Annotated in this window: 11 protein-coding genes and 2 pseudogenes; 4 read left to right on the top strand and 9 right to left on the bottom strand. The window is 41.1% G+C overall.

Features of this window, described 5'->3' with window-relative positions; genetic code table 11:
* Positions 1-44: 44 nt before the first annotated feature.
* From nifS to IQ276_RS05975, 4 genes are all read right to left on the bottom strand, one after another.
* Positions 45-1,253, bottom strand: coding sequence for a cysteine desulfurase NifS (nifS, locus tag IQ276_RS05990; protein ID WP_221706334.1), 1,209 nt, complete (start codon positions 1,251-1,253; stop codon positions 45-47).
* 225 nt (positions 1,254-1,478) lie between these two features.
* Positions 1,479-1,832 carry a 4Fe-4S binding protein gene (locus IQ276_RS05985; protein WP_190882702.1) on the bottom strand — a complete coding sequence of 118 codons (354 nt, stop codon included), beginning with the start codon at positions 1,830-1,832 and terminating at the stop codon, positions 1,479-1,481.
* Positions 1,833-1,971: 139 nt separating this feature from the next.
* The gene (gene nifB / locus IQ276_RS05980) at positions 1,972-3,402 is read right to left on the bottom strand and encodes a nitrogenase cofactor biosynthesis protein NifB (protein WP_193920816.1); all 1,431 of its coding nucleotides are present in this window, start codon (positions 3,400-3,402) and stop codon (positions 1,972-1,974) included.
* 1,390 nt (positions 3,403-4,792) lie between these two features.
* On the bottom strand, positions 4,793-5,530 hold the full coding sequence (locus IQ276_RS05975; RefSeq protein ID WP_193920818.1) for a Uma2 family endonuclease: 738 nt from the start codon (positions 5,528-5,530) through the stop codon (positions 4,793-4,795).
* A gap of 56 nt (positions 5,531-5,586) precedes the next feature.
* On the opposite strand from IQ276_RS05975, the gene IQ276_RS05970 reads away from it, so the two are divergent.
* The gene (locus IQ276_RS05970; protein WP_193920820.1) at positions 5,587-5,754 is read left to right on the top strand and encodes a hypothetical protein; all 168 of its coding nucleotides are present in this window, start codon (positions 5,587-5,589) and stop codon (positions 5,752-5,754) included.
* Positions 5,755-5,785: 31 nt separating this feature from the next.
* Here the strand turns inward: IQ276_RS05970 and IQ276_RS05965 are convergent, their stop codons facing one another.
* From IQ276_RS05965 to IQ276_RS05940, 5 genes and pseudogenes are all read right to left on the bottom strand, one after another.
* The gene (locus IQ276_RS05965; protein WP_309245633.1) at positions 5,786-6,883 is read right to left on the bottom strand and encodes a tetratricopeptide repeat protein; all 1,098 of its coding nucleotides are present in this window, start codon (positions 6,881-6,883) and stop codon (positions 5,786-5,788) included.
* A 20-nt stretch (positions 6,884-6,903) separates the two neighbouring features.
* On the bottom strand, positions 6,904-7,419 hold the full coding sequence (locus IQ276_RS05955) for an IS630 family transposase (protein ID WP_199342436.1): 516 nt from the start codon (positions 7,417-7,419) through the stop codon (positions 6,904-6,906).
* A gap of 35 nt (positions 7,420-7,454) precedes the next feature.
* Positions 7,455-7,964 carry a helix-turn-helix domain-containing protein gene (locus IQ276_RS05950; RefSeq protein WP_190881120.1) on the bottom strand — a complete coding sequence of 170 codons (510 nt, stop codon included), beginning with the start codon at positions 7,962-7,964 and terminating at the stop codon, positions 7,455-7,457.
* Between the two features lie 45 nt (positions 7,965-8,009).
* Positions 8,010-8,171: pseudogene (locus tag IQ276_RS40885) on the bottom strand (tetratricopeptide repeat protein); the annotation flags it as partial.
* Between the two features lie 141 nt (positions 8,172-8,312).
* Positions 8,313-9,242: pseudogene (locus IQ276_RS05940) on the bottom strand (protein kinase domain-containing protein); the annotation flags it as partial.
* A 348-nt stretch (positions 9,243-9,590) separates the two neighbouring features.
* Here IQ276_RS05940 and IQ276_RS05935 point away from each other — a divergent pair.
* The 3 genes from IQ276_RS05935 to IQ276_RS05925 are packed head-to-tail and all read left to right on the top strand — an operon-like array spanning position 9,591 to position 13,774.
* Complete coding sequence (locus IQ276_RS05935; protein WP_193914403.1) at positions 9,591-13,313, top strand: HEAT repeat domain-containing protein; 3,723 nt, start codon at positions 9,591-9,593, stop codon at positions 13,311-13,313.
* Between the two features lie 15 nt (positions 13,314-13,328).
* On the top strand, positions 13,329-13,553 hold the full coding sequence (locus IQ276_RS05930) for a type II toxin-antitoxin system HicA family toxin (RefSeq protein ID WP_193914401.1): 225 nt from the start codon (positions 13,329-13,331) through the stop codon (positions 13,551-13,553).
* The gene (locus IQ276_RS05925; RefSeq protein ID WP_190879670.1) at positions 13,550-13,774 is read left to right on the top strand and encodes a type II toxin-antitoxin system HicB family antitoxin; all 225 of its coding nucleotides are present in this window, start codon (positions 13,550-13,552) and stop codon (positions 13,772-13,774) included. The genes IQ276_RS05930 and IQ276_RS05925 overlap by 4 nt, the downstream gene beginning before the upstream one ends.
* The last annotated feature ends 14 nt before the right edge of the window (positions 13,775-13,788 follow it).

The raw sequence follows: 13,788 nt of genomic DNA, 5'->3' as shown, positions 1-13,788 counted from the left end.
CCCTAGTCCCCAGTCCCCAGTCCCCAGTCCCCAGTCCCCAGTCCCTAACGATGCGCCAGTGCTTGCTCTTGTCCTTGCAACCAACTTGCATCATCATTTTTGAAGGGTGAGAGGGCACGTAAACGTTCTACAATACCGGGCATGACCTCTATAACTCGATCGATTTCAGCTTCTGTGGTGTAGCGAGAAAGGCTGAAGCGAATGGAACCATGCAAGGTGGTGTAGGGTAAGCCCATTGCCCGCAAAACGTGAGAAGGTTCCAGTGAACCAGAGGTACAGGCAGAACCAGATGAGGCACAAATACCGTATTTGTTCAACAACAACAGAATTGCTTCACCTTCGATGTACTTGAAGCCGATATTGGTGGTGTTGGGCAATCTCTGCGTAGGGTCACCGTTAACTACACAATCGGGAATGGTGGCGAGTAAGGTTTGTTCTAGGCGATCGCGCAGTCTTCTTTCTCTTTTTGTCGCCTCTTCCAAGTGTAACATTTCTAGTTCTGCTGCTTTGCCCAAGGCAATAATTCCTGGAACATTCTCTGTTCCCGCCCTACGTCCGCGTTCTTGGTGTCCACCAAGCAGCAAAGGACGGAATCTCACCCCGCGTCGCACATACAAAGCACCAATTCCTTTGGGTGCGTGTAGTTTGTGACCAGACAGGGTTAACATATCCACGGTGCTAGTCTTCATATTCAAGGGGATTTTACCCACTACCTGCACCGCATCGACGTGGAAGAGAGCGCCATGCTCTTTTACTCTTAACCCAATCTGCTCAATGGGAAAAACCGTACCGGTTTCGTTGTTGGCGTACATAATTGTTACCAACGCGGTGTTACCTGTCAAGGAGGCTTCTAATTCATTTAGATCCAATTGCCCTTGATGATTTACTGAAAGGTAGGTAACACTGTAACCTTGGGTTTCTAATTGTTTGCAGACATTCAGGACTGCTGGATGTTCAACTTGGGTGGTGATGATGTGTCGTTTTTCTGGTTGCGCCAACAGTGCAGCCCGAATCGCGGCGTTATCTCCCTCAGTTCCGCAACTGGTGTAGACAATTTCTGATTCATCGGCTCCCAACAAAGCTGCAAGTTGTTCTCTGGCTATTTTCACACCTTTACCAAGTTGTCCGCCAAAGGTATGCATACTAGAGGGATTGCCGTAAAAGTCCGTTAGGTAAGGCAGCATTGCCTGTACAACTTCCGGGTCTATTTTGGTCGTGGCATTATTATCGAGATAGATGCAGTTCTTTTCCATTGTTTCTAATTTGATTTCACAAGAATTAGTTAGGAGTTAGGAGTTAGGAGTTAGGAGTAGAGACGCGATTAACCTTTGTCTGTAAAAAATTCCTTTGCTCCGTTGCCCTTTAACTTTTAAGCTTCAGCAATTCGTAATTTTTTAACCTTCAACAATTCGTAAATTTTAAATTTAATTTTCCATTACGAATTACGAATTACGAATTACGAATTACGAATTATTTTATTAGGCTTCTACTCCCATTGTTTGGGGTTGACGCTTTTGTAATTGTTCAGAATATTTCTGGGAATAACATTTAAACCAACGCTCCCAGTAATCTTGTTTATTAGTTAATTTTGCAACTACGCGGTTGTAATTGGCAAACCAGCCTTCCCAATAATCATTAGGCTGTTTCACGCAACCATCGCAGGTGGGACAACCAGCTTTACACTGAGGTACTGTATGAATGCTACCAACACAGTTTGTGCAGAGTTCAGGGTCAATCCAGTGCTGTCCATCAACTACTTTAACTGCATTGGTGGGACACACAGATAGACAGAGATTGCAGGAAATACATTGGCTAGTAACTTGGTAAGCCATGATTATTCTCCTTTTTGGGTACTGGGGATTGGGTACTGGGGATTGGGTACTGGGTATTGGGTACTGGGTATTGGGTATTGATTGGGAAAATTCTTGCTTAATTCCCAGTCCCTAGTCCCCAGTCCCTAATCCCCAGTCCCTATTCCTTAATCCATTGTTCGTAAAACTCCAAAGCAACCTTCTCAATTACGTCGTAAGCTTCAACAGTCTGTATACCAGCTTCTTGCAATTTTTCTTTGGGACAGTTACCAATTTTGGAAACTAAAACTGCCTTGCAATCTGCGATCGCTTTCATAATATACTCAAAAGAAGCTTCTTCGCCGTATCCACCTTGGCAATATTGGTCTATTTTGCGGTGACTGATAAAGCGAACTTCATTACCATCCACTTCGTAAATTTGGAATTCTTTAGCATGACCGAAGTGCTGGTTAACTAATCCGCCGCCTTTGGTTGCTACTGCAACTAAGACTTTAGGACTGTTGGCAAATTTCTTGCCGGCTAGCGCTTTGTCTTTGGCTGCTTTAATTTCTTCTTTAAATTTCTCAATGCCTTCGTGAACGGTGGCGCGTTGTTCTACGTCATATTCTGGAGTCATTTCCAAGAATTTATCTTTGGAAAATTCCTGGCTGCGGTCTTCTCCCAATAATCCGACTGCATCAGCGCGACACTGGCGACAGTGACGCATCATTTTCATGTTACCGGAGCAGTTGTCTTGGACTTCTTTGAGTTCTTTGGGTGTGGGACCACGTTGACCGGTTAAACCAAAGTGTGTGCCATGTTCTGGTGCAGAAATCAATGGCATGATGTTGTGCAGGAATGCACCTTTTTCACGAATGACTCGATTCACTTCAACTAAGTGATGGTCGTTGATTCCGGGAATCATCACGGAGTTGACTTTGCACAGGATGTCAGCTTCTTTGAGGGCTTGTAATCCTTCCATCTGTCTTTCGTGGAGAATTCTTGCGCCTTCAATGCCTCTATAACGCCTGCGTTTGTAGTGAACCCAAGGATAAATCTTAGCACCGATCTCTGGATCTACCATGTTAATGGTGATCGTAACGTGATCTATATTTAATTGTTTAATGCGATCGATGTAGTCAGGGAGCATTAAACCATTGGTAGATAAGCACAGCTTGATGTCTGGTGCTTGCTCGGCAATCAACTCAAATGTGCGGAATGTCTTGTCTGGGTTCGCTAGTGGGTCGCCAGGACCGGCTATTCCCACAACTGTCATTTGAGGAATCTTGCCTCCAATCACCAAAGCTTTATGTGCTGCTTCTTCTGGTGTGAGCAACTCGCTAACTACTCCAGGACGGCTTTCGTTAGCGCAATCATATTTGCGGTTGCAATAGTTGCATTGAATGTTACAGGCTGGAGCAACTGCAACGTGCATCCGCGCATAGTGGTGATGGGCGTCTTCGCTGTAGCAGGGATGTTTGGCAATGCGTTCTTGGAGCTTTTCGTCCATTTCCACGGTGGTACTGCTGTCGCAGCCGCAACCACCGGATTTTGCTTGGGTTGGCGATTCCGTAGCGTTGGAGGTGAGGAGTCGTGTAGACGGTGATGTCATTGAATTTCGCAAAAGGTCGGTGGACTTGGCTGCCACTGTGGGAGATGCTGTGGCTACTCTCTATGCCCATGAATTGAAGTCGCGTCTTCCACACTGCCTGCAAACGCTTGGGTTTGGGCGACTTGTTTTCAAGTAAGGCAGGCGATAGATATCTGATTTCGGGCTGGTGTGTGTCAACGTTCGGTTCTTGGGTAGAATTTGTGGTTACAGCCGCGACTTCTCTTCACTTCAGGCATGGTGCTATGTCATCCCTCCACTCACTCTTCGCTTCGTTTTGTGTAGGAGCGTTAAGTGATTGGCGATATAAGATTTATATCAGCCGTCTTTGACTGAGGCGGTGCGTCTATCTAGGATAGAATTTATTGGATTTATTAAGCTTGTACTCAAATAAGAAAAACCCTAATTCTCTAAGCATTACAAGAATTAGAAATTTTTTTTTCGGGTAGGGGTTCTAGTCTTTTTTGGTTGGGGTTCTAGTGTTTAGAGATGGGGGTTCAGGATTTCTTTGTACTCAGCCAAAACCCAATCCCAGCAAGGATTTTTATCTACTTTCAACTGGGTTTGGGTTATTTGAATGTGTACTCAGATTGCCCTCAAATCCTGTCAAAAGCAATGAATGAAAGGGGTTTGAGGGTGAAAAACTGGAGTAGTTTATATCGTTCTACTCCAGAAACGTGCGAAATTCAATTCTGTATCTAACATATCATTTTTTTCAGGGCAAAAATGCAATTCATATTTTTTTAATTTTTGCTTTGACAATGATATTCAATTGTGGTTATAAGTCTTATCTGGTAATCCATACAGCTTCAGGTGAATAGAGGTGTTGATGCACATATTTTTCAAAAAATTTAACTTTTAACTCCTTCTTTTTCATTCCCACAGTGAGGAGATGGGTAGGAAACTCTGGGATTTTGTGTTTTGAGGAAACAATAAACTTAAATCTAACATGACTTAGCGATCGCAATGAATTTTATTTATTGTTCATTACGAACTTTGGCATCACTTTTGAAGCAACTGCATACCTGGTATGATTGAAGGTGGTAAAATTCGTGCAGTAATCGCTCGCACATATGCCTTACAATAATTAGCTGCAGCTCATGCTGATAGCGAACCTGGGCGTGCAGTGGGGAAAATTGCGTAGGCGCAGCCCGTCGTAGACATCGCAATTGCGAGTTGAGAGGTTTGAATTAATTTTTACTAACGCACTTTATCTGCCTATCTAGCTTTAATCTGGTAGCGTGAGTTATGAACGTTAGTCCATAACGCATCCTGTAAGGCTTATGACAGCAATTTTCAGGTAAATAGACCACGTTGTAGGGTAGCACAGCTGTGCTACCCTACTGGGGATTGTGGTTCAAATAGATGAAAAACGCTGTAACTTTAACGGCAATTACAAATTATCTGTATCGATTCCTTTTTCTTTGAGTTTAGCTAACAATTCTTGATAGCGATCGCGTTCTTTTTCTAATTCTTGTAAAGCGGCTTCTTTTGCTTGAGTTTCTTGTTCTGCACGTTGGCGTTCCTGTTCTGCGCGTTGACGTTCCTGTTCGCGTAACTGGTCAATTTCTACGGGGCTTAAAAACTTTTGTCCTGTGAGAGAAACAATTTCCAATGTATTCGATGTTAAGTGAAAACGAATTTTCAAACGCGGGCTTACCCAGTCATTCATTTCTTCAATGACTTCAAAACTATCCCCAGAACGGAGTAAGCCATTTAAATCATTTTTATCTGGGTCGTAAATATAATATTCTTCCACACCATAACGCTGGTAAAACTGCAATTTTTTGGTCATTTCTTTAAGGGTGTTACCTGGCGATAGAATTTCAAATACTACCTGTGGGGGTATATTATCTTCATCCCATTGTAAATAGGAACTCCGTTTTCCTTTTGGTCTGCCAAAGACTACCATCGTATCAGGTGCTTGTTTAATATTAGAATTTCCTTTAACTGGATACCAAAACAAATCTCCAGCGATAAATACATCAGCTTGCGATGCAAATAAGATTTCTAAATTTTCTTTAATTTTGACAATCCATGCAAATTGTTCTGTGTTATCTGCCATTGGCTGTCCATCACTTTCTGGGTAGATGACTTCGATGTTGGTTTCCGGTGTGACTTGTTGTACCATTGCTACACCTCCAAGTATGGGGTTTTGCTGATATTTTTACTTTGAGATCGGGTTGAATGCGATCGCTTTTATCTATTTTATTGGTGCGATCGCTAATACTGTCCATCAGAGAAGAATCATCACAGTTAATTGCTATAATTCTGCTGAGTGTTAAAGAAACTAGCTATGTTAGCGTACAATTAGCCAAAGTAGTTACCTTCAGCCGAAGAAATACTGGATTCTGACAAAACGCTTTTGAACAACTAGGCAATCTGGTTATTGATCAATTTGTTTAATGCGGTTTAGAGCATCTTGATAATCACTTTCTTTTCCTTGTTGCTTATACAAATCGGCAGATTTACGAAAATCTATAATTGCAGCTTGCTTATCTCCTAAAGCAGAGCGAGCATTGCCCCGGTTGCTGTAAGCTAGTGCATAGTTGGGATTAATTGTGATGGCTTGGCTGTAGTCTTCAATTGCAGCTTGCTTATCTCCTAAAGCAGAGCGAGCTACACCCCGATTGATGTAAGCATCTGCATATTTGGGATTAATTTTGATGGCTTGGTTGTAATCTTCGATTGCAGCTTTGTTATCTCCTAAATCAGAGCGAGCAATACCCCGGTTGTTATAAACTAGCGCATAGTTGGGATTAATTGTGATGGCTTGGGTGTAGTCTTCAATTGCAGCTTGCTTATTTCCTAAAGCAGAGCGAGCTACACCCCGTCTGATGTAAGCATCTGCATAGTTGGGATTAATTTTCAGGGCTTGGTTGAAATCTTCAATTGCAGCTTGGTTATCTCCTAAATCATAGCGAACACTACCCCGGTTTTTGTAAGCATCTGCATAGTTGGGATCAATTTTCAGGGCTTGGTTGTAATCTGCAATTGCGGCTTGCTTATCTCCTAATTCATAGTAAGCAAAACCTCGGTTGTTGTAAGCCAATACAAAGTTAGGATTAATTCTGATGGCTTGGTTGAAATCTTCAATTGCAGCTTGCTTTCGTTCTAAACTACTGTGAGCAGCACCCCGATTGTTGTAAGCCAATGCAAACTTAGGATTAATTTTAATGGCTTGGTTGTAATCTTCGATCGCTGCTTGATGCTCTCCTAAATTACTGCGAGCTACACCCCGGTTGATGTAAGCCTTTAAATCGTTGGAGTTCAGCCCAATCGCTTCAGTATAAGCAGCGATCGCTCCCTGATAATCTTTCAATAAAGAACGTATTTGTCCTTGACTACGTTTGGCATCACCTTGACTTCCTTGTGCAACAAATAGCTCTGCGGCTTGACGGAAGTAGTCTATAGCTTTTTGGTTATCTTGTTCTAGAAGCCCCTGCTGATAGTAAGCTTCTGCATATTTAGAATTAAGTTTAATAGCTTGGTTGTAATACCAATTTAATATGAAGCTGCATAGAAAAGAGCTTCTAAAATAAAGTTATAAGAAGAGATGGAAATCACCTGTTCAGATGTTAATTGCTCGAACAATTGTTGTAGGCGAGTGCGTAAGTCTTGCAAGTCAGAAAACAGTTCATTCTTGAGAGATTTTTTGAGAAACTGCCACAGCCTTTCAATGGGATTAAGCTCAGGAGCATGAGGTGGTTGCAGCAGGGGAATAATATTTTCAGGCCAATTAATCGCACTACTGATATGAGCAGGAGCTTGGTCTATTTGTAAAATTGCATAATCTGAACCTAATTGTTGCGATAACCAGTCTAAAAACTGTTGAAAATAGTCACCATTGAGCTGCGGGTATTCTTGCTGAAAATGTTGTCCTGTTAATGGTTCAATTGCACCATAAATCCAAAAATTTTCTCTTTCCCATTTCACCGCTACAGTTGGTTTGACTCCAGGGGCCGTAATTACTTTTCCCGTTAAAGTTTTTAATCCCACCCTGGTTTCATCCTGACACAGATAATGAATACACTTTCCTGGTGCTAGATGTTTTTCTAGCCTCTCGATAATGATACCGAGTTTTTTTTAAACTCAGATACTAACTTCTCATCCTGCTTATGGCTTTGCGGACGTGGTACTTTGAGTTTTGCTCCTAATTTATATCTCACTAACGCATATACTGTTGCATACTCTACTTCCAGCCCCTGTTCTTTTTTTAACCACTCCACTATTGCACCATAGCTACTAAAGCCTTTTCCTGTTTTTAACTCCTCTGTTAGTGCCGCGATCGCTACCTCATCAATTTTTCGTTTTGCTCCCGGAGCTTTTTTAATTTCTAATAATTCATCTAGTCCACCGACTCTATATCTTTGTAACCACCTTGTGACAGTTGATGTATCTAGAGCCAAGCGTTTTCCAATTTCTTGCTGTTCATGAACCTGCCCGTTTTTTATCCACCACAGCATCATCAGTTTTTCTTTCTGGTTTCCTACGTTGGCTGTTTGTAGACGTTTCTTTAGTTCTGCTTCGCTTTCTGCAATTTCAATCTTAAAAGGGCGGCTCATGCTTATTTTTATTTATCCAGTTTATTCACTCTATTATATGCAGCTTCATATAAAATTGGTATAATCCTCTATTGCTTCTTGCTTTTCTCCTAAATCATAGTGAGCATTACCCCGATTGTAGTAAGCTTTTGCAAAATTAGGATTAATTTTGATGGCTTCATTATAATCTTCAATAGCACCGCGAAAATCTTGATTATTGTATTTTTCTATTCCTTGACGGTTGTAATTTTCAACACTATTTGTTATTCCTTGCAATGAATAAACCGTGCCAGCACCAATTAATATTAATAATGGAAGGACAATGAAGTGTTTAGGTATAGGCTTTTTCAAACTACCAGAGATAGCTGGTTGAGTCTGTTGTATTGGAGAAGTAACAGGCACAGTTACTGGTATCGGCTGTAAATTTAACGCTTGTAATACTTCCGTTGCTGACTGATAACGCTCCTGGTGTTCTTCTTGCAACAATTTATCCAGTATCCGCCCCAAATTCTGATTTACTGGTTGCTGCAAATGTTCTCGCCAACTCGCAACCCAACTATAACCTTGTCGTTTCCACAAGTCCCAAGGGTGAATTCCACTCAATAGGTGAAAGCAAGTTGCACCAAGACTATATAAATCACTGGCTGGGTAAGCTTCACCTCCCTGCATCTGTTCCAATGGTGCATAACCAAAGGAACCGATGGTTGTTCCTATTTGCGTCATCACTGTTGCTGTCAGTTGCTTCGATGCACCAAAGTCAATCAGCACAAACTTACCATCACTGTGACGAATAATATTCTCTGGTTTGATATCGCGGTGAATGACTTGCTGTTGATGAACTATTTTGAGAATATCTAACAAATCAAGCAATAATTCTCTGATTTTTTGCTCGTTGAAAATTCCCTGCTGTTGTAATTCAACCAATAAATTCTGCCCATCGATAAACTCCTGCACTAAATACAGGCGATTATCTTCATTAAAATACGCCAATAGAGTGGGAATTTGGGGATGTTTTCCTAACTGTTGCAGTCGCTTTGCTTCTTGCTCAAATAGTTCTGTGGCTTTGTTTAGTGCTGCTGTTCCCTGGACTTGCGGTGCAAACTGCTTGATGACACAATGCTCATTTAGTTTGTCGATATCTTCTGCCAAATAAGTTTTACCAAATCCCCCACCACCTAATGATTTAATTGGGCGATAGCGGTTTCTCAACACTACCAATCCTGTGCCGCAGTTGTAGCAAAACATTGTGCGATCGGGATTGGGCGGATTGTGGCAAGCTGGATTGAGACAGCAGGTCATAACTGTGCATCTATAAGCAAATGTATTTATTATCGCTTAGCTACAAGCTATTGCTCTGAGAAATCGCAAAATAGTAATTGAAGAAGAATTCAGAAGTAAGAATTCAGGAGTCAGAATGAAGACCCTCGAATGCGAGTGCGTCTCCCCTTGGGAGAAGACTCGCTAACGCTACGCTATCAGTAGGGGATTCATACCCACCACTGAATTGTTGCCCCACCAAATCTTTGATTTGGTGGGGGCTTGTACCCTCTTTAATTACGAATTACGAATTACGAATTACGAATTAGTAATTATTTGTTCAAGCTAGTGTATATACTCGTAATCAAAATCTCAACAGACGCGAGTATTATGCTGGACTGGTTAGCTATTTGGGGTGTAACTCAGGCTGCTGGGTTTATTTTTAAACCCATTCTCGAAGACTTAGCCAAGGATGCTGCTAAAGATTGGGCTAAAGATTTATTAAAAGGCATCCCTAGCAAGATTGTCCAGAAACTTAAGAAGGAAGATATAGAAATTGCTGCTGGCAAAGCATTAAAGGAATTTTTACAACTGATGCAGCAGCAGTTAAAGGTTCGTTGCAAACTTGGTGAAACTGAAATTAAAGAGTACACCCAAGATATCAAGAAGTTTCTCAGCGATCAGTTAGTAATAGAAATTCTTGGCAAGGCTTTTGATATTAATTGTGAATCTATAGATGCTAAAAAGCTAGAAGGTAGTTGGAACAGGCTGCAATTAAAACCTCTGCCATATAAGTTTAACTGGCAATCACTTACAGAACAGTATTTTACACAAGTGCAAGAACTTCTTTTAGATTCAAAAGATTTACACCATATCCTAGAATTACAAAAATTATCTGATATCGAAATAAATACCAAAGAAATTGCTGGTGTTATTGTAGATTTTAATTTAATTAAATATCAAGAAGGAATCCGCGAGCGCTATGGTAATGTTAAATTAGATAGCTTAGATACCAGCGGCTATGCCTATAACGAACTGAAATTATGGCGGATTTTTACTGCTCAAAATGTCCGGGAAGCTCATCAAGTTTTACCACAAGTTCACGAACTGCCTAAAGAACATCTTAGACGGCTGCGAGAAAGTGACCAAGTAGAAGCAGAAGTTGAATTACAAGAATTAGAACGCCACAAACGGGTTTATTTTGAACAGCCAATACGTTCAGTTTTAGATGTTGTCAATAAAAAGCAAGATTATAAATATCTTGTGATTTTGGGCGATCCTGGTTCAGGTAAGTCTACTTTGTTGCAATTTTTGACTTTGAATTGGGCTGAGTCTCCACTGGATAATGTTATCTCATTACCAATTCCGTTGCTAATTGAATTACGCACTTATATGCGGCGACGGGAAGATAAAGAGTGTAATAATTTTCTAGAATTTTTTCATCAATGTAGTGGTGCTGTTCATCATCTCAATCAGCTTGAACTAGATAAACAATTAAAAGCTGGTAATGCCTTAGTGATGTTTGATGGTTTGGATGAGGTATTTGACCCTGGTAAGCGAGAGGATGTAATTACTGATATTCATCGCTTTACTAATGACTATCCTGATGTGCAGGTAATTGTCACTTCTCGGATTATTGGCTATAAACCGCAGCGATTACTTAATGCTGAGTTTCGTCACTTTATATTACAAGATTTAGACTCAGAACAAATTCAGGATTTTATTTATCGTTGGCATGAGTTAACTTTTACCGATGCAGCAGATAAAGTGAGAAAACGGGAACGGCTACAAAGAGGAATTGAAACTTCCAAATCTATTGCAGAATTGGCGGGAAATCCTCTGCTGTTGACGATGATGGCAATTCTTAATCGTAATCAAGAACTGCCAAGAGATAGAGCTACACTTTACGATCAAGCATCGCGGGTACTGCTACATCAATGGGATGTGGAACGCGCTTTGACAGAAGATAAGAGGTTAGATCCCAAGACGATTGATTATAAAGATAAGCAAGCGATGCTGCGTCAGGTTGCTTATCTGATGCAAACTGGTGATAAAGGTTTGGCAGGTAATTTGATTAATGAAAATGATTTAGTCAAAGTTCTGATTGAATATCTCAAAACCATAGAATTTGATAAACCCAGAGAAGCGGCACGGGTGATGATTAATCAACTGCGGACTCGCAACTTTATGTTATGTTTCCTGGGTGCAGATTATTATGCTTTTGTGCATCGGACATTTTTAGAATATTTCTGTGCTTGGGAGTTTGTCTGGCAGTTTAAAGAAACGCAAACGCTGACTATTGAGGAACTTAAGAATGAAGTTTTTGGCAAACACTGGCAAGATGAAAGTTGGCATGAAGTTTTGTTGCTAATTGCGGGAATGATTGAGCCAAGATTTGTTGGGGAAATTCTTGATTATTTAATGGCGCAAGATGGCGAAGAGGAAAAGTTTGTCAATCTCTTTTTAGCGGCTAAGTGTCTTGTAGAAGTGAGAAATCGCTCAGTAATTGCGTTAACGGCTATTCAATTACTTAACGAGTTAAAAGACTTGACTAAATATGACCTCTGGTACTACTACGTCCCCTACGAAGATGAAGAAGAAACTAAGCTAGTTGAGGAAATTCGCACTCAAGCAGTCACAGCAATTGCAACGACCTGGCAAGAATCTCTGGAAACCAAAATTTGGCTCAAACAACGCGCTACCCAGGATGATGATGCAGATGTGCGATGTGCAGCAGTCCAAGAATTAGCGAAGAACTTCAAAGATGACCCCGATACCAAAACCTGGCTCAAACAACGTGCTACCCAGGATTATAATTGGAATGTGCGACGTGTAACAGTGCAAAAATTAGCCAGAAATTTCAAAGATGATCCCAACACTAAAACATGGCTTAAAACTATTGTCATCCAAGATGATGATGCAGATGTGCGACGTGCAGCAGTCCAAGAATTAGCGAAGAACTTCAAAGATGATGCCGACACCAAAAGCTGGATCAAAACTTGTGCTGCCGAGAATAAACATGAGGATATGCGAAATGCAGCAGTTCAAGAATTAGCTAAAAATTTTTTAGATGATCCGGATACCAAAACTATCCTCAAAACTTGTGCCAGCCAGGACAATGGTAGGCATGTACGACGTGCAGCAGTACGAGAATTAGCCAAAAATTTTACAGATGACCCGGACACCAAAACTATCCTCAAAACTTGTGCCACTCAGGATATTAATTGGGATATGCGCCGTATAGCAGTGCGAGAATTAGCCAAAAATTTTCCAAATGACCTGGACACTAAAACTATCCTCAAAACTTGTGCCAGCCAGGATAATAATTGGGATGTCAGAAGTGCAGCAGTGCAAGAATTAGCTAAAAATTTCCCAGATCACCTGGATATCAAAAGCTGGCTCAAAACTCTTGCTAGCCAAGATGATAATTGGGATGTGAGAAGCGCAGCAGTGCAAGAATTAGCCAGAAATTTTAAAGATGACCCGGACACTAAAACTATCCTCAAAACTCTTGTTACCCAGGATGATAGCTGGGATGTGAGAAGTGTAGCAGTGCAAGAATTAGCCAGAAATTTCAAAGATGACCCGGACACTAAAACTATCCTTAAAACTCTTGTTACCCACGATGATAGTGCTATTGTGCGAAGTGCAGCAGGGCAAGAATTAGCTAAAGGCTTCACAGATGACCCGGACACTAAAACTATCCTCAAAACTCTTGCTACCCAGGATTATAGTTGGGATGTGCGGCTTGTAACAGTACAAGAATTCGCACAAAGCTTCAAAGATGACCTTGACATTAAAAGCTTCCTTCAACAATGCGCTACCCAGGATGGTAATTGGAATGTGCGAAGTGCAGCAGTGGAAGAATTAGCTAAATACTTTAAATATCAGCCTGAGTTGTTTGAAATCTATTACAACTTTGCTGTCAATGATCCCTTTGAACGCAACGAAAACCGGGAAATCAACCCTCGGCGCATTGCACTTGAGATAATTATCAAGCAATTTCCTCAGCATGACCAGACTTTACCACTGTTGCGCGACAGAGCGAAGAATGACCCAGATGAGCAAGTGCGGGAATTTGCACAGAAGAAGTTAAAGCAGTTGGAAGGCTAAATGTAAGCTGAGTATATGCCCAAGAAAATCAGAGAACTCAAAAGCTTGTTGCTGCAAGCAGGATTTACTTATAAACCTGCAAAGGGTAGCCATAGTAAATGGCTGCATCCCCAATTGCCTAAAGCTATCATCATTGCTGGCAAAGATGGTAGCGATGCCAAACCTTATTTAGAAAAGCAAGTCAATGAAGCACTAGAAGAACTAAATAAAATTAAAGAAGACGAGGAGACAGAAGAATGAAATATACAATCGTGATTCAATGGTCAGAGGCAGACCAATGTTATGTGGTTTCGCTACCTGAGTTTACGGATATAATGCAGCCTTGCACTCACGGAGAGACTTACGAAGACGCTCTTAAAAATGCTCAGGAAGTTTTAGAAATGCTGATTGAATCATCTTTGGCTGATGGTAAATCTCTCCCAGAGCCTAAGACACTAGGAAAGTCTTTGGAAGTTGCATAGATAAGCAAAGGGAG

The organism is Desmonostoc muscorum LEGE 12446 (assembly GCF_015207005.2).
In the GTDB taxonomy this organism is placed as follows: domain Bacteria; phylum Cyanobacteriota; class Cyanobacteriia; order Cyanobacteriales; family Nostocaceae; genus Nostoc; species Nostoc muscorum.
This window is presented reverse-complemented; position numbering and strand designations above follow the sequence as displayed.

Coding starts and splice junctions, on each gene's coding strand:
- nifS (WP_221706334.1), bottom strand. CDS start 1,253: ATGGAAAAGAACTGCATCTATCTCGATAATAATGCCACGACCAAAATA.
- IQ276_RS05985 (WP_190882702.1), bottom strand. CDS start 1,832: ATGGCTTACCAAGTTACTAGCCAATGTATTTCCTGCAATCTCTGTCTA.
- nifB (WP_193920816.1), bottom strand. CDS start 3,402: ATGACATCACCGTCTACACGACTCCTCACCTCCAACGCTACGGAATCG.
- IQ276_RS05975 (WP_193920818.1), bottom strand. CDS start 5,530: ATGGTACAACAAGTCACACCGGAAACCAACATCGAAGTCATCTACCCA.
- IQ276_RS05970 (WP_193920820.1), top strand. CDS start 5,587: ATGCGATCGCTTTTATCTATTTTATTGGTGCGATCGCTAATACTGTCC.
- IQ276_RS05950 (WP_190881120.1), bottom strand. CDS start 7,964: ATGAGCCGCCCTTTTAAGATTGAAATTGCAGAAAGCGAAGCAGAACTA.
- IQ276_RS05935 (WP_193914403.1), top strand. CDS start 9,591: ATGCTGGACTGGTTAGCTATTTGGGGTGTAACTCAGGCTGCTGGGTTT.
- IQ276_RS05930 (WP_193914401.1), top strand. CDS start 13,329: ATGCCCAAGAAAATCAGAGAACTCAAAAGCTTGTTGCTGCAAGCAGGA.
- IQ276_RS05925 (WP_190879670.1), top strand. CDS start 13,550: ATGAAATATACAATCGTGATTCAATGGTCAGAGGCAGACCAATGTTAT.